Source organism: Chitinophaga sp., from assembly GCF_017745275.1.
Taxonomy (GTDB): Bacteria; Bacteroidota; Bacteroidia; order Chitinophagales; family Chitinophagaceae; genus Chitinophaga.
This window is the reverse complement of record NZ_JAGHZS010000012.1, coordinates 40,819-61,269: the sequence shown is the minus strand read 5'-3', so window position 1 is coordinate 61,269 and position 20,451 is coordinate 40,819. Positions and strand designations below refer to the sequence as shown.

The 20,451-nt window shown below is 45.5% G+C and carries 19 protein-coding genes; 7 read left to right on the top strand and 12 right to left on the bottom strand.

Features of this window, described 5'->3' with window-relative positions:
- Positions 1–453, bottom strand: coding sequence for a DUF2975 domain-containing protein (locus J7623_RS30085; RefSeq protein ID WP_291928540.1), 453 nt, complete (start codon positions 451–453; stop codon positions 1–3).
- 121 nt (positions 454–574) lie between these two features.
- Complete coding sequence (locus J7623_RS30080) at positions 575–982, bottom strand: hypothetical protein (protein ID WP_291928537.1); 408 nt, start codon at positions 980–982, stop codon at positions 575–577.
- Positions 983–1,147: 165 nt separating this feature from the next.
- Here J7623_RS30080 and J7623_RS30075 point away from each other — a divergent pair, with 165 nt between their 5' ends.
- The gene (locus J7623_RS30075; RefSeq protein ID WP_291928535.1) at positions 1,148–2,701 is read left to right on the top strand and encodes a helicase HerA-like domain-containing protein; all 1,554 of its coding nucleotides are present in this window, start codon (positions 1,148–1,150) and stop codon (positions 2,699–2,701) included.
- A gap of 54 nt (positions 2,702–2,755) precedes the next feature.
- Complete coding sequence (locus tag J7623_RS30070) at positions 2,756–3,802, top strand: Gfo/Idh/MocA family oxidoreductase (RefSeq protein ID WP_291928532.1); 1,047 nt, start codon at positions 2,756–2,758, stop codon at positions 3,800–3,802.
- Positions 3,803–3,858: 56 nt separating this feature from the next.
- On the opposite strand, the gene J7623_RS30065 is transcribed toward J7623_RS30070, so the two are convergent.
- Positions 3,859–5,766: an ATP-dependent DNA helicase RecQ gene (locus J7623_RS30065; RefSeq protein WP_291928528.1), complete on the bottom strand. Its 1,908-nt coding sequence runs from the start codon at positions 5,764–5,766 to the stop codon at positions 3,859–3,861.
- An 81-nt stretch (positions 5,767–5,847) separates the two neighbouring features.
- Positions 5,848–7,953: a cation-translocating P-type ATPase gene (locus J7623_RS30060; protein ID WP_291928526.1), complete on the bottom strand. Its 2,106-nt coding sequence runs from the start codon at positions 7,951–7,953 to the stop codon at positions 5,848–5,850.
- A gap of 191 nt (positions 7,954–8,144) precedes the next feature.
- Between J7623_RS30060 and tsaE the strand changes: the two genes are divergently transcribed.
- Positions 8,145–8,582, top strand: coding sequence for a tRNA (adenosine(37)-N6)-threonylcarbamoyltransferase complex ATPase subunit type 1 TsaE (gene tsaE / locus J7623_RS30055; protein ID WP_291928523.1), 438 nt, complete (start codon positions 8,145–8,147; stop codon positions 8,580–8,582).
- Positions 8,583–8,624: 42 nt separating this feature from the next.
- Positions 8,625–9,842: an alanine dehydrogenase gene (locus J7623_RS30050; RefSeq protein ID WP_291928520.1), complete on the top strand. Its 1,218-nt coding sequence runs from the start codon at positions 8,625–8,627 to the stop codon at positions 9,840–9,842.
- Between the two features lie 113 nt (positions 9,843–9,955).
- On the opposite strand, the gene J7623_RS30045 is transcribed toward J7623_RS30050, so the two are convergent.
- The 3 genes from J7623_RS30045 to J7623_RS30035 all read right to left on the bottom strand — a co-directional run bounded on the left by J7623_RS30045 (position 9,956) and on the right by J7623_RS30035 (position 12,020).
- Positions 9,956–10,756, bottom strand: a complete 801-nt coding sequence (locus tag J7623_RS30045) for an undecaprenyl-diphosphate phosphatase (protein WP_291928517.1) — start codon at positions 10,754–10,756, stop codon at positions 9,956–9,958.
- Between the two features lie 76 nt (positions 10,757–10,832).
- Entirely contained in the window at positions 10,833–11,108 is a 276-nt protein-coding gene (locus J7623_RS30040; RefSeq protein WP_291928514.1) for a DUF3098 domain-containing protein, read from the bottom strand.
- A gap of 39 nt (positions 11,109–11,147) precedes the next feature.
- Positions 11,148–12,020, bottom strand: a complete 873-nt coding sequence (locus J7623_RS30035) for a permease-like cell division protein FtsX (protein ID WP_291928511.1) — start codon at positions 12,018–12,020, stop codon at positions 11,148–11,150.
- 262 nt (positions 12,021–12,282) lie between these two features.
- Here J7623_RS30035 and leuS point away from each other — a divergent pair, with 262 nt between their 5' ends.
- On the top strand, positions 12,283–15,048 hold the full coding sequence (gene leuS, locus J7623_RS30030; RefSeq protein WP_291928508.1) for a leucine--tRNA ligase: 2,766 nt from the start codon (positions 12,283–12,285) through the stop codon (positions 15,046–15,048).
- A gap of 58 nt (positions 15,049–15,106) precedes the next feature.
- Here the strand turns inward: leuS and J7623_RS30025 are convergent, their stop codons facing one another.
- The 4 genes from J7623_RS30025 to J7623_RS30010 are packed head-to-tail and all read right to left on the bottom strand — an operon-like array spanning position 15,107 to position 17,828.
- A complete protein-coding gene (locus tag J7623_RS30025; protein WP_291928505.1) occupies positions 15,107–15,358 on the bottom strand; it encodes a hypothetical protein in 252 nt (83 codons plus the stop codon).
- Between the two features lie 30 nt (positions 15,359–15,388).
- Positions 15,389–15,664 (bottom strand): hypothetical protein, encoded by a 276-nt coding sequence (locus tag J7623_RS30020; protein ID WP_291928503.1) that lies wholly within the window; start codon positions 15,662–15,664, stop codon positions 15,389–15,391.
- A 3-nt stretch (positions 15,665–15,667) separates the two neighbouring features.
- Entirely contained in the window at positions 15,668–17,077 is a 1,410-nt protein-coding gene (locus J7623_RS30015) for a radical SAM protein (RefSeq protein WP_291928501.1), read from the bottom strand.
- Positions 17,070–17,828 (bottom strand): prolipoprotein diacylglyceryl transferase family protein, encoded by a 759-nt coding sequence (locus tag J7623_RS30010; RefSeq protein ID WP_291928498.1) that lies wholly within the window; start codon positions 17,826–17,828, stop codon positions 17,070–17,072. Before J7623_RS30010 ends, J7623_RS30015 begins: the two co-directional genes overlap by 8 nt.
- Positions 17,829–17,892: 64 nt before the next feature.
- On the opposite strand from J7623_RS30010, the gene J7623_RS30005 reads away from it, so the two are divergent.
- Positions 17,893–18,579 (top strand): peptidoglycan DD-metalloendopeptidase family protein, encoded by a 687-nt coding sequence (locus J7623_RS30005; protein WP_291928495.1) that lies wholly within the window; start codon positions 17,893–17,895, stop codon positions 18,577–18,579.
- A gap of 92 nt (positions 18,580–18,671) precedes the next feature.
- The gene (locus J7623_RS30000; RefSeq protein ID WP_291928494.1) at positions 18,672–19,514 is read left to right on the top strand and encodes an endonuclease/exonuclease/phosphatase family protein; all 843 of its coding nucleotides are present in this window, start codon (positions 18,672–18,674) and stop codon (positions 19,512–19,514) included.
- A 125-nt stretch (positions 19,515–19,639) separates the two neighbouring features.
- On the opposite strand, the gene J7623_RS29995 is transcribed toward J7623_RS30000, so the two are convergent.
- A complete protein-coding gene (locus J7623_RS29995) occupies positions 19,640–20,401 on the bottom strand; it encodes a hypothetical protein (protein WP_291928491.1) in 762 nt (253 codons plus the stop codon).
- Positions 20,402–20,451: the final 50 nt, after the last annotated feature.

Genomic DNA, 20,451 nt, shown 5'->3' with positions numbered 1-20,451 from the left:
TTATATAGTCAGTGCTTCTTCTTCTTTCAAAATAATTGCTCCTTCAAATACTTTGGCTAATATGTGAATAATCAGTATCCCAATCAATAGTTCCCAGGAGCTGAAAAAAGCCGAGAAAAATATCATTAATATGGAGATAATGGAGGCCAAGTTACCAATACCAACCATCATCACTATTACTGCTTTGACAACCAGTGCGGTCAACAAAACAAACCGGATACGCTGAACCCTCATCAGGTTGTCACGGGAAATGATTTCTTTAGTTCCCAAAGTAGCCGCTAACCGGTATAAAAGAACAGCTATCGCCAGCGCTGGAGCTCCCACTCCCAGGAACATTAATAAGACAAGAGCGCTCTGCATTCTATATGCTGCAACTAAACCAAATGCAACACCAACCAATACTGAAGTAATTATAAGCGTCTTTAGATAAAACTGGGAAGATTTATTTTTCATATAGTCCATTGTTGAATTAAAAAAATTAGTAGCTGCTTTTAAATAGTGAGCGCCTCTTCTTCTTTGAAAATAACAGCTCTTTTAAAAACAGCAGCTAGTACATACACTATTACAATCCCCATTACAGGTTGCCACGAAGAAAAATCAACGAAACTAACTGAAAGCCGATACCATGTGTCCTCCCAATAGGGCCAAATGCAATGAAAGATGCAAATACAATCTTGGTAACCACAAGAGCACATAGTATATAAAGTATTCCATTTACGCTCTTTAAGTTTTTACGGGAAATAATTTCTCTGTTAGAAGTACCTCCCACTAACTTAAAAAAAAAAATAGCCATGATTAGATAAAGTCCCCCTACAATAGCATGTTCCACAATCATGTTTCTTGTTACGATTGTATTCTGTGACGGTGAGGACAGGTTCAGTTGAAAAATATAATTGATATTCCAGATAATAGCAGCTGTACCAAATAATGCGAAAAAAATAACAACAATTTTCAATACAAGCGGTGAGGGGATAATTTTCATATGATTGATTTAATAATCCAAAACTATTTTTCTTTTATCGAAACTCAAAATAAATTTATCGTTTATCAATAAATATTAAACGATAAACAGTATCAAAAAGGATGATAACAATTTGAAGTTCAACCACTAATTGCTTTTTATTATCTTCATAAAAAAAATCAGGTCATGGCCAATCAGGATGCATTTCTGGATTATATCAAAAGCGGTTATACGTTTCAAGGCGAGCACTTTAAACTCGGCTGTGCCATGTTGGACGGTGAAGTAGTACCCGGCGCCGATGTATTTCTTCCTCTCAAAACCCTCAATCGTCACGGACTGATTGCAGGAGCTACCGGTACCGGTAAAACCAAAACACTGCAGGTGATTGCAGAAGGACTCAGCGATGCCAGCGTACCGGTATTGCTGATGGATATTAAAGGCGACCTCAGTGGCATTGCCGCTGCAGGTACTTCCAACGCCAAGATTACCGATCGTTATCAAAAAATTGGCGGCACCTGGAGCCCGGCTGCTTATCCATCTGAACTGCTGTCGCTCAGCCAGGAAAAAGGCGTGCGCTTACGCGCCACCACCAGCGAATTTGGGCCTATCCTGCTTTCCAAAATTTTAGAATTGAATGACACGCAAGCCGGATTGATAGCCATGTTATTCAAATACTGCGATGATAATAAACTGCCTTTACTGGACTTAAAAGACTTTAAAAAGGTATTACAATATGCCAGCGACGAAGGCAAAGCCGACCTGGAAAAAGATTACGGTAAAATATCTACTACTTCCACCGGCACTATATTGCGTAAGGTGATAGAACTGGAACAACAGGGCGCCGCCCAGTTTTTTGGGGAGAAATCATTTGAAGTGGATGACCTCATGCGCATCAGTGATGATGGTCGTGGTATCGTATCCATTTTGCGCGTAAGTGATATACAGGATCGTCCTAAACTCTTCTCCACCTTCATGCTCAGCCTCCTGGCGGAATTATATGCCACCCTGCCGGAAGAAGGAGATCTCGACAAACCCAAGCTGGTAATGTTTATTGACGAAGCGCACCTGATCTTCAACGAAGCCAGCGATGCCCTGCTCAAGCAAATAGATACCATCATTAAACTGATTCGTTCCAAAGGTGTAGGCATCTTTTTCTGTACCCAAAACCCGATGGACGTTCCGCCTTCTGTATTGGGCCAGCTGGGCTTAAAGGTACAACATGCCCTCCGCGCCTTCACCGCCAACGACCGCAAAACGATTAAACAAACCGCAGAGAACTATCCGCTGTCCGATTTCTATAAAACCGATGACCTCATTACCCAGATAGGTATCGGAGAGGCGCTGATCACCTGCCTGAACGAGAAAGGAGTTCCTACTCCCCTCGCCGCTACCATGCTGGTATCGCCAAGATCACGCATGGATGTATTAACACCCGCAGAAATTGATGCCCTCGTGGCCAATTCCAAACTGGTGAAAAAATACGCCGAGGAAATTGATAACGACAGTGCGTACGAAATGCTCACTGCCAAACTACAGGAAGCTGCTGATAAAACAGCCACGCAGGAAGCCGCACCGAAAGCCACCGGAAAACAAAAAGAAGAAAAAGGCATACTGGAACAGGTGATGGAAAGCTCCGCTGTAAGACAGGCAGGACGTACAGCCGCCAGCGTTATTACCCGTAGCCTGCTGGGCGCCCTCGGATTAGGTGGCCGCAGCAGCAAAAGCAAAAGCTGGTTTTAATTATGCAACCGGCAGCCAACGGCTGCCAGCTTACATCAATATATTATAAAGCGTATGAGTAAAATTATTAAAACGGGCGTGTGCTCGTATGGCATGTCCGGGCAAATTTTCCATGCCCCGTTCCTGCATGTGAATCCAGGATTTGAATTTACAGCGGTAGTAGAAAGAAGTAAACACCTGGCACAACAACGCTATCCTAACGTAAAAGTATATACGAGCGTAGAAGATATGCTGGCCGACAAAGACCTGGAACTGATTGTGGTAAACACACCCAACTACACTCACTTCGACTATGTAAAAGCAGCCCTGGAAGCAGGTAAGAACGTAATTGTGGAAAAACCTTTTACCGTTCACGCCAAAGAAGGAGAAACCCTCGCCGCACTGGCCGCAGAAAAGGGATTACTCTTAAGCGTATACCATAACCGCCGCTACGACAGCGATTACAAAGTAGTAAAACAAATACTGCAATCCGGTCAACTCGGTGATGTACTTGAAGCCGAAATCCACTATGACCGCTTCAAGGAAGAACTAAGTTACAAAAAGCATAAAGAGGTAGGCGGTCCCGGTACCGGTGCCCTCTACGATCTCGGCTCTCACCTGATTGACCAGGCCATTACCCTATTTGGCATGCCCAAAGCAGTATTTGGAGATATCCGCGTGATCCGTAAAGACTCTATTGTAGATGATTACTTCGAACTGCTCCTCTACTACGATCAGTTGCGCGTGCGTGTTAAATGTAGTTACCTGGTACGTGAAGCATTGCCTGCCTATCAACTGCATGGCCGCATTGGCTCCTTCATTAAGACAAAATCTGATATACAGGAAGCCCAACTGCAAAGAGGCCTGTTCCCTAATAGCCCCGACTGGGGCGCGGAAGCGCCGCATGAATGGGGACTGCTGCACACAGAAGCGGACGGTAAAGTGATCAAACAATTTATCCCTGGCGGCAATGGTAACTACATGGATTATTACAACGGTATCTATGAAGCATTGGTAAATAAAGCTGCTAACCCGGTACCAGCACAGGATGCGATTAAAGTAATCCGGGTGATTGAAGCTGCTTTTGAAAGCAGTAAAGAAGGGAAAGTAGTGACTTTGTAGATCAAGCCTTTTTACAAATATAACGAGCGTGTATCACCGGGTGGTACACGCTTTTTTTATCGGGCTACTGATAACCGTCCCGCGTCATCCCGTACTACCATGCCTTCTTCATTGAGGAATTGTAATACGTCCATGAGGTCACTGCGCTTTACATCTGGCATTTTATTCTGAAGAAGGCTAAACAACAAGGGTTGTTCCTTCAATACGCTGATAACTGTATCAGATATACGTTTAAAAGCTGCAGCATCCATGGGCTGGGCTTTCTTCTTCAAACAAATGTCGCAGATACCGCAGGGGGCGGCATCTTTTTCTCCGAAGTATTGCACAATTTGCTGCGTGCGGCAGATATCACGGTTACGTACATACGCAAACATGGCATCCAGCCTGTCGGTGTATACTTTTTTCCGTACCTCCACGCGGGCCATATTAATGCGCAGGTTTTGCGCGGATACCCGTTCCTGCAAAAAACAGAGTTGTGGTTCATCCCTACGGGGCTGATATTTAAGAATTCCGTATTGATGTAGCTGTTGTAACTGTGCCGCGATGTCATCATCTTCCATCAGCATGATGCGGCCTATCTGTCTTTCGTAAATGGGAACAGCCGTATCAAAGATGCCTTCATAGGTACGCAGCAACGTTTTAATGATTTCTTCAAGTGCAGGATACGCATTCTCAAATTCGTAGAGGGAATCTTTATTAGTCACGAATTCCGCGCGGGAAGGCAGGAATACGCTTTCACTCAGTTGTAATATGCCTTCCTGTTCCAGCACCTTTACCGCGCTGTAAGTAATGGTAAGATTCAGCTGGAAAGTGCGTGCAAAATCATTGATATCGAAATCAAAATATACGCCTTCTGCACTACCTACCGGCACCTGCAAATAATTCACGATGGCCTGGTATACTTCCCGGATTTCCTCCAGGGTAGGGAATTGCAGGGCTATGCGTTCCTGCATTTCTGCCAGCTCATCTTCATTATACAGCAGTACGGCGTATGCTTTTTCTTCGTTCCTGCCGGCGCGACCAGCTTCCTGGTAGTAGGCTTCCAGGCTATCGGGCATATCGTAATGCACTACGATGCGTACATCCGGTTTGTCGATCCCCATGCCGAAGGCATTGGTACATATCATGATGCTGGTTTCATTGTTGATCCAGGCCTCTTGCCTGGCGGCACGTTCGGCTTGTGGTAACCCGGCGTGATAGTAACTGGCAGAAATCCCCTGTAGTTCAAGCAGGGAGGCTATTTCCCGGGTGCGTTTACGGTTGCGGCAATATACAATACCACAGCCAGGCACACGGTCCAGTATATGTTTTACTTTATCAATTTTGGTGGTTTCTTCCAGCACACTATAAGAGAGGTTCGCCCGTGCAAAACTTTTGGTAAACACTTTAGCGTCTTTCATTAGCAGCTTATCGCAGATGTCTGTTTGCACGCGGGGTGTAGCAGAAGCTGTTAGCGCCAACACCGGCGCATCGGGGAAGAAGCTGCGTATATCTGCAATTTGCAGATAGGCCGGGCGGAAGTCGTAGCCCCATTGAGAAATACAATGTGCTTCATCTACCGCTATCATATTTACCGGTAAACCATCGCAATAGGTTTGAAAAAGTTTGCTTTGGAGTCTTTCAGGAGATACATACAGAAACTTGCATCCACCGCGGCGGGCGGCTTCCAGGATTCTTTCCACTTCTTTGTATTGCATCCCGGAATAGATGGAGTAAGCCGTAATTTCTTTTTTCCGGAGGTTAGCTACCTGGTCTTTCATCAGGGCAATCAAAGGCGTTATCACCAGGCACAGACCAGGCTTCATCATAGCGGGTACCTGGAAACAAATTGATTTCCCCCCTCCCGTAGGCAACAGGGCCAGTGTATCCTGTCCTGCCAGTATCGCATTTACAATATCTTCCTGAAGTGGCCGGAACTGGTTATATCCCCAGTATTGCTGTAATATGGCTACGGGTGTATTCAAATAAAAATTTAATGGTTAACGCGAAGATACGCGGATTTTGTCTTTACCAGAATCAGTCTAATCCTGGTTAAGACAAAAATATTAGTTCATCACGTTCTTATACCGCAGCCGAACAGAATTAATGGCGAGTACTACATCAGACAATCCCATAATACCGGCGCCTACAATAGGATTCAGGAATCCAAGTGCGGCTACCGGGATCGCCACAACGTTGTAGATGAATGCCCAGAAAAGATTCTGCTGAATAGTGAGATAGGTATGTTTCCCCAGGCCCAGCGCCAGCGGCAGGCTACCCAGGTTATTATTCAGTAACACTACATTGGCGCTTTGCATAGCTACCTGGGTAGCATCGCTGAGAGAAATTCCGATAGTGGCCTTGGCCAATGCCGGTGCGTCGTTGATACCATCGCCTACCATGGCCGTAGGAGCGGCTTGCATGAGGGTATCTATTTTCTGTAACTTCTGTTCCGGTGACTGTTCTGCATATACCTCTGTAATCCCCAGCTTGTCGGCCAGCTCCCGGCATTTGCGGGTGGTATCGCCACTTAACAAAATAGATTTAATACCGGCCTGTTTTAGCTGTGTCACTACGATAGCTGCTTCCGGCCGGATTTCATCTGTAAAGTTAATCCAACCGGCTAACTGCCCGTTTTTCACGAGATACAGGTTATGACTATCATCTTCCGTAATACCAGCCATCATACGGAAAGAACCTAATTGCCATTCGTTGCCGGCCTTATCGTGGGCCCGCATGCCCAGTCCTTTGTGTTCGCGAACCTGCTGTAAAGGCAGCTCTCCAAACGTTTTCCAGGCAGATGCAATAGCGCGTGCAATAGGATGGGAAGAATATTTTTCCAGGCTGTATACCACCTGTTTAAATGCATCTTCTGACATATCAAAAAACTGGTATTCGCCCAGTTGTAACTTACCGGTAGTGAGTGTACCTGTTTTATCAAATACTACCTGCCGGATGTTCTTAAACATTTCCAGTGTATGGCCTCCCTTGATAAGGATACCGTTGCGGGCGGCGCGGCCCAGTCCCACCATTACGGCGGCAGGCGTAGCCAGTCCCATGGCACAGGGGCAGGCAATCACCAGCACAGCTACGCTCCGCATCATCGCGGTGGCAAAGGTGGTATGTCCAATAAAATACCAGCCGAGGAAAGTGACTACGGCAATACTGAGTACCAATGGTACAAATATAGCGCTGATACGATCTGCCAGCTTCTGCATGGGCGGCTTATCGGCCTGGGCTTGTTTTACCAGCTCAATGATATAAGAAAGCACGGTATCCTTACCCGTAGCAGTGATGTATACTTTGATGCTGCCATCTTCCAAAATGGTTCCTCCTATTACCTTATCCTTTTCTTTTTTGCTGACAGGTGCGCTTTCGCCGGTAATCATGGCTTCGTTGGCATGGCCGCTACCCCAGTAAATGGTGCCATCCATGGGGATTTTATCACCGGTATTTACCAGCACACAGTCGCCGGTACGGAGAGTGCGATTATCTACTTCATGAATATGTTCATGACCGTGATCGGTGTTAATAAGCCTGGCGGTAGTGATCTGCATCCGCGCCAGGTCCGAGATAGCGCTGGTGGTTTGTTTCACGGACTTCTCCTCCAGCATATTGCCCAGGAATACCAGGGTAATGATGGCGGCGGTGGTTTCATAAAACATATAGTCCGTGTTACCATATATCACCGTGCCTACAAAACTATATACAAATGCGGCGCTGGCGCCCAGGGTCACCAGCACGTCCATATTAGCCATGCGGTTCATCAATGCACGGGCGGCGCTGAGTCCGAAATGCCACATCCCCGTGATATATACGGGCAAGGTTAGTGCAAACTGCACCCATGGCTCATGCAGCCATGGCCAGCTTACCCACATGTGCAACAGCAACGGGGCAGTAAATATGGCACAAAAGATAAATTTGAAAGTAAGCGTGGTATATATAGGTTGCTGCGTAGGGGCATCTTCGGGTAATACTACCCGGTAGCCCATTTGGGCAATTCCATTCAATACCTCTTTTGAATCCGCTCCGGCAGGCGCTGTAAAGTGAACTTCCTCTGTAGCGAAGCTTACATTTACGTCCTGCATTCCTTTTTTCTCCAGGTATTTGGAAACATTCAGTGCACAACTAGTGCAATGCATTCCTTCTACCTTGCAACTTATTGATGTCATTTTACAAAGGTACCAGATGAGGGTCAACGCAAGGGAAATATTATTGCAACAGCGAAGCAGAAAGCATAAAGCTGAAAGCAAAAAGCTATTGTAGCGGCTGATAATAGCGGATATTTGACTGATAGTCGCACCAATCATTCGCTACAATAGCTTTTTGCTTTCTCCTTTCTGCTTTATCCTTATTTTTGGGGATGCAATGGACATTTACGCTGGATCAACTACCCGAAACTGCCCGGCAATTCTGGGAACATTTTGCGGATAAACAGGTTTTTACACTGGACGGCCCCATGGGTGCCGGCAAAACCACGCTGGTAAAGGCGCTATGTGCCGCCAAAGGCGTAGAAGATGCTACTGCCAGTCCTACCTTTTCCATCATCAATGAATACGCCTACCGGGATAAGCAGGGGCAGCCACGCCGCATTTTTCACCTGGACCTCTACCGCCTGAAGGATGAAGACGACGCCATCAGCGCCGGTGTGGAAGATACGCTCTACCAGGACGCTATCAGCTTTGTGGAATGGCCGGAAGTGGTGGCACATATGCTCCCCCCTGACACCATACACCTGCAACTGGAAGTACAACCAGACCAAAAAAGGATCCTGCGTGAAATCGCTTCCTCTTCCAAATAACGTATCTTTGAATACTACGATATAAAAAACTAGAACAATCATATGGAGCAGAGGCAAAAACCTGTAGTAAGTGCTGGCTTTACCTACTCACCGCTGGAAGAAACACTGGATATTCCACAGAAAAATTCCCGGCTGTTTATAGGTATTCCAAAGGAAACCTCTTTCCAGGAAAACCGGATCGCCCTTATCCCCGACGCCGTCAGCATTTTAGCTGCCCACGGACACCATATTGTAGTGGAGCACAAAGCGGGTGACGGATCACATTACTACGATACCGACTATTCAGAAGCCGGCGCCGAAATAGTATATGATAAAAAAGAAGTGTTCAAAGCGGAGATCATCGTAAAATCCGCTCCCCTGAACGATGAAGAAATAGAATTACTCCATCCCCACCAGATCGTCATCTCCCCTATTCACCTGGCTGCGCTGAAAGCATCGCAGGTAGAGAAAATGATGGATAAGCGCATCACACTGTTATCTTTCGAAAACCTGAAAGATGATGCCGGCACTTATCCGATTGTACGGGCCATGAGTGAAATTGCCGGAGGCGCCTGTATGCTCATTGCAGGACAGTACCTCAGCAACGACAACAAAGGGAAAGGCATCCTGCTGGGAGGTATTACGGGTATCCCGCCTACCAAAGTAGTGATCATAGGCGCAGGAATTGTAGGGGAATTTGCCGCCCGCACCGCCCTGGCACTGGGTTCTTCCGTAAAAGTATTTGATAATAATATCTACAAGCTAAAAAGGCTGCAAAACAATATTGGCGTACGTGTATTCACTTCCGTTATCCAGCCTAAAGTACTGGCAGAGCAACTGCGGAATGCAGACGTGGCAGTAGGTGCGTTATCCTCTCAAAGTGGCCGCACACCTGTTGTAGTCAGTGAATCTATGGTCAGCAATATGAAAGCCGGCTCTGTGATTGTAGATGTGAGCATCGACCGCGGTGGCTGTTTTGAAACTTCCGAAATCACTACGCACGAAAACCCGGTGTTCAAAAAGTACGATGTGGTACATTACTGTGTGCCTAATATTCCATCCGGATTTGCCCGCACCGCTTCCGAAGCTATCAGCAATGTGCTGATGCCTTTATTGGTGGAAGCTGCCGATGATGGCGGGTTTGAAAACCTGGTATGGATAAAACGCGGCGTGCGGAATGGTATTTACCTGTATAAAGGTGCGCTGACTAACTACCATTTAAGTGAGAAATTTAAATTAAAGTATACCGACCTGGAACTACTGCTGGCAGTGAAAGGATAGCTTTTAGCAGTTAGCCATTAGCTTTTAACAAAAATGCAGCGGAGATTAACATATATAATGTTCTCCGCTGCATTTTTGCTAAAAGCTAATGGCTAACTGCCAAAAGCTAAATACTATACTTCCAGGTTATACCCCATCAGGATGGCGGCTATAATAATGATTCCCACTATAATCCTGTAATACCCCCACATTTTAAATCCGTATTTCTTTACGGCACCAATAAAGAACTTAATGGCTAACAGGGCTACTACAAAGGCTACTATGTTACCGATCAGCAGCAGTTTCAGGTTGTCCGGATGCGCCATCAGCAACTCTTTTCCCTTTAACAGTTTATAACCGGTAGCAGCCGCCATAGTAGGCACCGCCAGGAAAAAGGAGAATTCTGCAGCCACGCTGCGGGACAGTTTTTGTTGCATCCCTCCCACAATAGAGGCGGCACTGCGGCTGGTACCCGGAATCAGGGCTAAACACTGGTAAAACCCGATGCGTAACGCGGTAAAGATGTCTATTTTCTCTTCCGTGATAATGGTTGGCTCTTTAAACCAGTTATCTACGAATAATAATATGATACCGCCCACCAGCAAAGTGATACCTACTGTAAGGGGACTTTCCAGCAGGGCGTCTATTTTTTTACTGAACAGGAAACCCAATATCAGCGCGGGGATAACCGCTACCGCCAGCTTCAGGTAAAAGTTTAAACGGTTTTTATCGAATACAAAAAATTTCCTCCAATAGAATACTACTACAGCCAGGATGGCACCCAGTTGGATCACCACTTCAAATAATTTTGTGAAGTCATCTTTACCAATTCCCAGCAGCGCGCTCACAATAATCATGTGACCGGTGGAGGAAATGGGCAGGAATTCTGTAAGTCCCTCTACGATGGCGATGATAATAGCCTGAAAAACGTTCATCGAATTTAATATGGTTAAAAGTGAAAAAAAAAGCGATGATTGCTCATCGCTGTAAGAATACTTTTATAGGAACGAATTATGCATTTGTTTTTGGACGGCGCATAATCGCATATACTTCGATCAGCAAACCCAGTACTATCACAGTAGGCGCCAGGGTAATTCTGCGAAAGCTATACACTTCCTCTGGTTTAAAGCTGTTAGGATCGTTGGCGTCGCCTCCCATCATCAGGAGAAAACCCAGAACAATCACCACAATACCAGCCAGCATAAATTTATAATTCTCTTTCGGGAAAATAGGGCGGCTGTTGGCCAATGCATCTTTTGATGCTGGATTTGCGCTAGTTTTAGCCATAGTGTTTGGTATTATATCTTCAGTTAAAGATGTCTAAAATTAATAAAGATCGTCCAGTTTCAGGCGCAGGTACTTCATCACAGAGCGATGGGTACTTACCAGGGAAATACAGATACCGATCAGGATCATGCCTACGAACAGGAGGGCGATCATTACATTGTCGCGTAGGCCCGCCAGTTCCGGCAGCAGCTTATCCGCAACAGACATAATGCCTACCAGGCCGGCAATAGCAATCAACGCGGCAATAGCCCCATTGGCAATACTGCGTAAATCGAATGGCTTGGCAATAAACCACCGGGTAGCTCCTACCATTTGCATGGTTTTAATGAGGAACCGGTTGCTGAACATCGCCAAACGGATGGTATTGTCTATCAGGAATATCACCACCAGGCATAATAACCCACTAATGATAAGGATGATGAGACCAATCCTGTTCACGTTTTCATTCAGCTTGCTCACCAGCATCCGCTGATAGGAGATTTCCCTTACAATGCTTTGTTGGGAGAGATTACTTTCAATAATCTTCAAACTATCATTGTTCACATAATTGGCGTTGGCCTTTATGTTAATGCTGCTATAGAGCGGGTTATATTGTAACAGGGTGATAAAATCTTCCCCGAAATCCTTTTTAAAACGTTGGGCGGCCATGTCTTTAGACACATACTCAATGGACTTGATATATGGTTTGTGGGCCATAGAATCACGCAGGGCAAGCGCCTGGCTTTCTTTTACATTATCTCTCAGAATTACCTGTACCTCAATGCTTTCCTTAAAATACACGCTCAGTTTGTTGGCATGTATGACCACCAGACCCAATGTGCCCAGTAAAAACAATACCAGTGCCACACCAATGATGGAGTACAGGTAGGATGGTTTCGACTTCTTTGCTGATGATTTCCCGGATTGCGCCATTAATCTGCAGTTTATCGGCGAAAATAATAAAAATTAGTAGTTATGTGTTTAATTTTGCCAACCCGTCAAGGAAACCTTGCTCATCCGGGCAATAAAATGGCAATATATGGAGATGTTGGGGAATGACATTGGCGTATTAATGAATTTAACATTATTTTGCTGAACCGGCATTATGACAATTTTTTAAATTATAACTGATAACGCCTTCATCACCGGATCTATTGTTGATATCCGGCTAATTAAGGCCATCTACAACCGATATATGGAATACAATTTCAGGGCAATCGAAAAAAAATGGCAGGAACAGTGGGAGCAATCGCATGCTTACCGCGTTAGCAATGACAGTCCAAAGCCCAAATGTTACGTACTGGACATGTTCCCTTACCCCTCCGGAGCGGGTCTTCACGTAGGACACCCCCTGGGCTATATTGCAACAGACATCTATGCGCGCTATAAAAGACTAAAAGGCTTTAACGTGCTACATACCATGGGGTATGATGCCTTTGGCCTGCCTACAGAGCAATATGCCCTGGAAACCGGTCAACATCCCGCAGTAACCACTGAACAAAATATCAAAGCATTCCGCGAACAGCTGGATAACATCGGCTTTTGCTACGACTGGGACCGCCAGGTAACCACCAGCGACCCTTCCTATTACAAATGGACACAGTGGATATTCCTGCAAATCTTCGAAAGCTGGTATAACCGGGAAACCCAGAAAGCAGAGCCCATCAGCACCCTGATCAGCCTCTTTGAACAAAATGGTAATGCCGGACATATTTGTCCGGGCGACCGTACCATCCAGTTCACCGCCGCTGAATGGAAAAGCTATGGAGAAACGGAACAACGCAATATATTAATGCAATATCGCCTGGCCTACCTGGCGCATGCCGAAGTAAACTGGTGTGCTGCACTGGGTACTGTACTGGCAAACGACGAGGTAGTAAACGGCGTCAGCGAACGCGGTGGCTACCCTGTAGTGAAAAAGAAAATGAGCCAGTGGTTCCTGCGCATCACCGAATACGCTAACCGCCTGCTGGAAGGCCTGGAAACAGTATCCTTCAGCGATGCCATGAAAGAAATGCAGCGGAACTGGATCGGTAAAAGCCAGGGGGCTGAAATTAAGTTCGCGCTGAAAAACAGCACCGAAAACATTGAAGTATACACCACCCGTCCAGATACCATCTTCGGCGTTGACTTCATGGTGCTGGCTCCGGAACATGATCTCGTAAAGTCTATCACCACTCCTGAACAACAGGGTGAAATAGATAAATACCTGGAATACGTTCAAAGTCGCTCTGAACGCGAACGTATGGCCGATGTAAAACAAATCACCGGCTGCTTTACCGGCGCCTACGCCATCAATCCATTCGATGGCCGCGAAATTCCGGTATGGATTGCTGAATACGTGCTGGCCGGTTACGGTACCGGTGCCATCATGGCCGTGCCATGCGGTGACCAGCGCGACTTTGGCTTCGCCAAACACTTTAACATCCCGATCACCAACATCATTGGTGATGCGTTTAACGGAGAAGAGGCCAATGCCACCAAAGATGCCAAACTGCAAAACAGTGGCTTCCTCAATGGAGTTGACATGAAAACCGCTACTGACATCGTGATCAGCAAGCTGGAAGAAATGGGTATCGGCAAACGCAAAATCAATTACAAAATGCGGGATGCCGGCTTTAGCCGCCAGCGCTATTGGGGCGAGCCATTCCCTATCGTTTATAAGAATGGTATTCCTTATGCCATGGACGAAAAAGACCTGCCGCTGGAACTGCCACACGTAGAAAACTATAAACCCGGCGCAGAAGGCGAAGGCCCACTGGCTAACATCACCGACTGGGTAAATGTAGCCCCCGGCGTAAAACGCGAAACCAACACCATGCCTGGCTATGCCGGCAGTAGCTGGTATTTCCTACGTTATATGGATCCGCATAACAAACACACATTTGCAGATCGTAAAGCCACCGACTACTGGAACCAGGTAGATGTATACGTAGGCGGGACCGAACATGCCGTAGGTCACCTGCTCTATTCCCGTATGTGGACCAAAGTGCTGTACGACCTCGGACATATCGGATTCCAGGAGCCATTCAAATCACTGATCAACCAGGGCATGATTGGTGGTAGCTCCCGTTTGGTATACCGCGTTCGTGGCACTCACCAGTATGTTTCTCACGGATTGAAAGATCAGTATGAAACAGATGAACTGCACGTAGATGTGAACATCGTAGATGGCGTAGAACTGGACACAGCAGCTTTCAAAAAGTGGAAGCCCGACTTTGCAGATGCTACCTTCATCCTCGAAGATGGCAAATATATCTGTGGCGTTCAGCTTGAAAAAATGAGTAAGCGTTTATTCAATACCGTTAATCCAAACGACCTGGTAGAGAAATACGGCGCTGATACTTTCCGCATGTATGAAATGTTCCTCGGTCCGGTAGAACAATCCAAACCCTGGGATACCAAAGGTATTGAAGGAGTACACCGCTTCCTCAAAAAACTGTGGCGCCTGTTTGCCGATGAGCAAAAAGGTATCATTGTGAATGAGCAGGTTCCTACACCGGAAGAACTGAAAATATTGCATAAAACCATTCAGAAAATAGATCACGATACCAATGGCTTCTCTTATAACACGGCAGTAAGTCAGTTTATGATCTGTGTAAATGAGCTGGCTACCCTCCGTTGTCATAAACGCGCTATACTGGAGCCATTGCTGATATTGCTCACGCCATATGCACCGCACCTCTGTGAAGAACTGTGGCAATACCTGGGTAACAATGAAAGCATTCTGAATGCATTGTATCCTGTTTACAATGAGGAATATACCAAAGAAAGCGCCTTCAATTACCCGGTAGCCATCAACGGTAAAACCCGCTCTGAGATGGGCTTCCCGCTGGATGCTGCTGTTGCTGATATTGAACAGGCAGTATTGGGTAATGAAATAGTGCAGAAATGGATGGAAGGTAAAGCGCCCAAAAAGGTGATTATTGTGAAAGGAAAAATGATCAACGTAGTGGTGTAATTACTACTGTTTATTTAAGATATAACGGCTGTTCTGCAAGGTGTAGAGCAGCCGTTTTTTATGGCTCAACTATTTTTACTATCTCCACTGTACCATACAACAATACCAATGTCAACACAACAGCAAGCCATACCATTAAACCTATTTCCCAATACTTTGTGAAAAACAATCCAGCGCCAATAATACCATAGACAACAGGAATAAAAAAAATCATTTCCGCCTGCAGGTATGGGTTACGGAAATCCGCATATATCAGGAACAGCATTATCACTGTTGGAATAACCGCTAACAATAGGGCTTGCTTAAACATCTTAGGCATAGGCTTTCGACAAATGATTTTTTAATTAAACCTCATTCCACTCATCCCACTCATAATCAATCCGCAGGTAGAAAAACCTACCAGCAAAATAATTCCGGAGCACAATAGTAACACCTTGCCCATATGTGTATTTGACGCAATCAACATAACCAGTCCGATAATAAAATAAGCCCCGGCCACCAGCAACATAAGTATACCCGCACCAATAATGGCTTCTCCTCCTGCTAAACAAATCATCAGTAAAATACCCAGCGGCACACCGCTAAACAGCAATACTTCTTTAAATGTCTTATTCATAAACTAAACAATTGAAGTGATGGAGCGTTCTTTCTGCAGTTCCTTCAAATACTCTTCTTTATCATCTCTATAAAATAAATTCATTGTTTCAAAAGGTACTATGCGGCCGTCTTTATGAACAATATGCACACACGATTTTTTGATGGCGCGTACATCAAAATCGTACGCATCCAGGAAACGCATAATCACGATGCGGAATAAATTCGTATAGTCAAGACCGGGAGCCTGCACCTGTGGTAAACAGCAAAGTAACGACTGCATATCGTTTACGGCAGCATCGGTGGAAATACCGGTACTAAAAATCTTCAGCACGTGCTGGTGCAGCTTTTCATCCTGCTCATACACGATGGTATTTTTAGAGTTATTCAGTAATACGGTAGGATCTACGTAACGCGTCAGCGGATATACCTGTCCATCTATTTTCAGCGCATAGGCCATAGCCAGCGCATCAGGGTTGCAAGGTACCGGAATGATGTCATTCGAATTCCAGATAGGCGACTGCTCCAGGATACGTTGCCGTACTTCTGTTAACGTGATACGATCTGTGGCAGGGTCAAAGTCATCGGTGCGACCTGCTACCTGCACGGGTTGAAAGGTAACACCACGCACACAAGGTTGTTTCACGGCATAATCAACAATGGCACCCATTTCATCATCGTTCAGTCCTTTCTGTAGGGTGACCACCAGCGTGGTGCTGAGATTTACTTCATTCAGGTTAGCGATCGCCTGTTGGCGTATATCGGTCAAATCCTTTCCACGCATACGTTCCAGCACTTCCGGTTTAAAGGAATCGAATTGCAGATACACTTCAAAATCCGGCATATAAGTAGCCAGGCGGGCAGTAAATTCTTTGTCTTTCGCGATACGTATACCGTTGGTGTTAATCATCAGGTGCCGGATAGGCTTGCGTTTGGCGATGTCCAATATCTCAAAAAACTGCGGATGAATAGTAGGTTCTCCCCCGCTGAGCTGTATTACATCAGGCTGTCCTTCGTTGGCCACAATGATGTCCAGCATCTGCTCTATTTCTTCCAGTGTACGGTGCCGGCCGTAATGAGGCGACGACATTGCGTAACAGGTAGGACAGGTAAGATTACAACGGTCCGTTACTTCGATTACGGTTAAGCAAGAGTGCTGCTCATGATCTGCACATAAACCGCAATCATAAGGGCAGCCGTAATGTGTACTGGTATTGGTTTTGAGTGGGGCCTCAGAGGGCTTGTTATAATTACGGGTATTTTTGTAGTAGTCCATATCTGTAGCAATCAATACCTTTTCTTTTCCATGATGCGGACAATGTTTGATCATGAAAACTTTCCCCTCTTCAAATATCACCTTTGCATCTACACGCCGTAAACAGGTGCTGCAGATGCTTAGTGTGAAGTCGTAATAGGTATAATTTTTTTCAGGCATATTGCTTTTGAATTAGTCGTGATGGAAAAAGAATAACAGGTAAATAGTAACATAATCCTGCCAGGCAGGCCAATTGTATAGATCCCAGGCCAAAGGCAAAGCGATAGCCGGGCTTAATAAAATCCAACCCGAAACGAAACAGCAGGTAGGCGATCATGAAAAGTTTGAATCGTCCGCCGCTGACCAGCGTCCAACGTTTACTGATAGCCGCCAGTGTTAGCCAGAGTATGATGAGGAAGATAATTTCATAGAGAGATACCGGATGCCTGAGCTGGCCATCGCCGAGGTTCATGCCCCATGGCAATGAAGTGGGCAGGCCGTAGGTTTCTTCATACACACCCATAGAAAAGCAGCCAATACGGCCTATGATCATGGCGAGTATCAGTGGGTATACAAATAAATCGCCGGTGGAATGTCGCTCCCCTATTGCTTTCTTGATCAGTTCAACGCCTGCCAGTCCGCCGAGTAGTCCGCCCACAATTGTTTTATTTTGGTAGATGTATAACACCGTATTATGCGCTTCCAGGAGGCCAGGCGGATTCTCCAGCATTCCCAATAGCCGGCTCCCGAATAATGCCCCGAAAATAGCTCCTATAATGGCCCAAACGCGGTTACTGCTTGCGATACTATCGCCTTGTTGCCTGCGCAGGTACAGGAAATAACGGAAGCCTATAAACATGCCCAATGTTTCTGTGACTGCGTGCAGCAGCAGATGTAAGGAAAACAGGTGGATATATACGGGGAACTGCAAGGGCGATCATTATTTAATCCACAAATTAATATTTATATTTAGACGAAAGTCAAGCATAAAAAATATGTTACAGGAGGTCTTAAAGAAGCATCAATCCACCTTCAAGCCGGTTATTCCGCTTTTAGGAGATCATGAATCCCTGCTGGTAATGGATTTTACAGCCAACAATACTACTCTCACGAAGAATATACTGCAGGACATTAACAAGTTTAGCAGGTACGTCAACAATACGCTTGCGCAAAGTGGCTGCCGGTTGGGCATTGGCGGGTATGCAGAGCATCGTACCATTTATGCGGTAAGTCCTCATTTCGACGCCGGAGAAGAGCCGAGAAGGCTGCATCTGGGCGTAGACGTATGGGGAGATGTGGGCACGCAGATATTTGCGCCCATGAACGCACATATACATAGCTTCCGGTTCAACGATCATTTCGGGGATTACGGGGCCACCATTGTGTTGCAGCATCAGTTGGAAGGATATCTCTTTTATACCTTATACGGGCACCTTAGCATCTCGAACCTGCAGGGATTATATGAGAATATGCCTATAACTGCAGGACAGCCGTTGGCTCATTTTGGCACTCCTTCCGAAAATGGCGGATGGCCACCGCATTTACACTTTCAGTTAATTGAAGACATGCAGGGATTCCGGGGAGATTACCCGGGTGTATGCCGGTATAGCGAAAGAGAGAAATATTTGCAAAACTGCCCGGACCCGGACGTGATTTTACAATTGAATCAATATACACATTGATCTTCTACTTTCTCCTCTTAAAAACATCAAATAGTTAATTCATTCGGTTTTCCCGTTACAGGTATTATTTTTATGCGGTAAAATTTTTGGGAATGAAAAAACTATGGCTGTCAGGCCTTTGCTGCCTGATGATGGGTACCCTGGCCGCACAGGCACCATTGAAGGTAATGACATTTAATATCCGGTATAATAATCCCGACGATAGCTTAAATGCCTGGCCTCATCGCAAAGACAAAGTAGCATCAACAATATTGTTCTACGGTGCGTCTACATTGGGCGTACAGGAAGCACTACATGACCAGATGCAGGATCTGCAACAACGCTTGCCTGCTTATAAAAGCATTGGCGTGGGCAGAGACGATGGAAAAACAAAGGGAGAATACTCCGCGATATTTTATGATACCAGCCGTTTACAGTTATTAAAAAGCGAAACCTTCTGGTTGTCCGAAACACCGACGGTGGCAGGTAAGATAGGCTGGGATGGCGCGTGTACACGCATTGTTACCTGGGGTAAATTCCGCGATAAAAAAACAAACAAAGTATTTTTCCACTTCAATACACACTTTGATCATATGGGCAAAATTGCCCGCAGGGAAAGTGCGAAGTTCCTGTTACAGCAGGTACATTCAATAGCAGGTACTACACCGGCTATTATCACTGGTGATTTCAATGCAATTCCTGCTGACGAACCTATTCAAATCATTGAGAATGCCAATGATCCATTGCATTTAACAGATAGTAAATCCATTAGCCAAACGCCACACTATGGCCCGGTAGGCACTTTCCATGGATGGCGTGTAGAAGGCGATCAACCGATCGATTATATTTTCCTGAAAGGGAAATTCAATGTGGAGAAACATGCGACCATATCTGAAGCGTGGGAAGGAAGATATGCGTCTGATCACTTTGCTGTGTATGCGGAGGTTCAGCTATAGCAAAGAAGCTGAAAGCAAAAAGCTATTATAGCGAATAACAGGGCGAGTATTTAAATTACTCATACAGTTCTGTTATTCGCTATAATAGCTTTTTGCTTTCAGCTTTATGCTTTCAGCTTCTCACCTCAATCATGTGTGTGTTCAACAGACATGCTGTTTTCCAATGCATCTACCACCTTGTTATGGAGGTTACCATTGATGTCAACAGAGATTTGCAATTTACCATTGTTAAAGGAACCAGTGAAGTCGCCGATTTGCAGTTTGGTCAGAATCAGGTCCATAGAAATTTTCAGAGAACCTTTCCAATCGATTTTGGTATCTGTTACTACTACATCCTTTCCGTGCGCCATTAATTCAATCTGGCCGGAAAGCAGAATTTCTACTGGAATTTTTTTGCTATCCCAGGTAATGAAGCCTTTGAGTTTTACTGCAGGATCTTTCTTATCTCCTTCTACTCTGGCATACACTTTTACCTGCTGATAAGTGCCTTTTGGAATTTTAATGGCACCCAGCAGGGTTGGTACTTTCTTCAGATCAATCTGGCGATCTGTTTTTAATTTGAACTCCAGTTCATCTTTTCCGCGTCTGGCATCGAAGCGGATTTCTCTTAAGCGGGCCGTAGCAGTATCCCAGGTGATGTCAAAACCACCAGATGCTGCTTTTGCCATGGAAGCATCACCTGTAATAGCAGATAAGCGTCCTGAAGCATCAGGAGATAACGTGGCAGTCGGATTGACGGCTGAAATTTCGTAGTTGACACTCGCTACGTCGGCATCGTTGATTGGTTGTTGTGTGTCAGGACCAGCCATGTCCTTGTTAGAACAAGAAGACAGCATGATCGATGCAATGCCCACAGCACCGCAGAATTGTAGGATTCCGGTTTTCATTATTGATATGGTTTTTAATGACTAATGGGGAAATTCTTCCGGTAAATTTA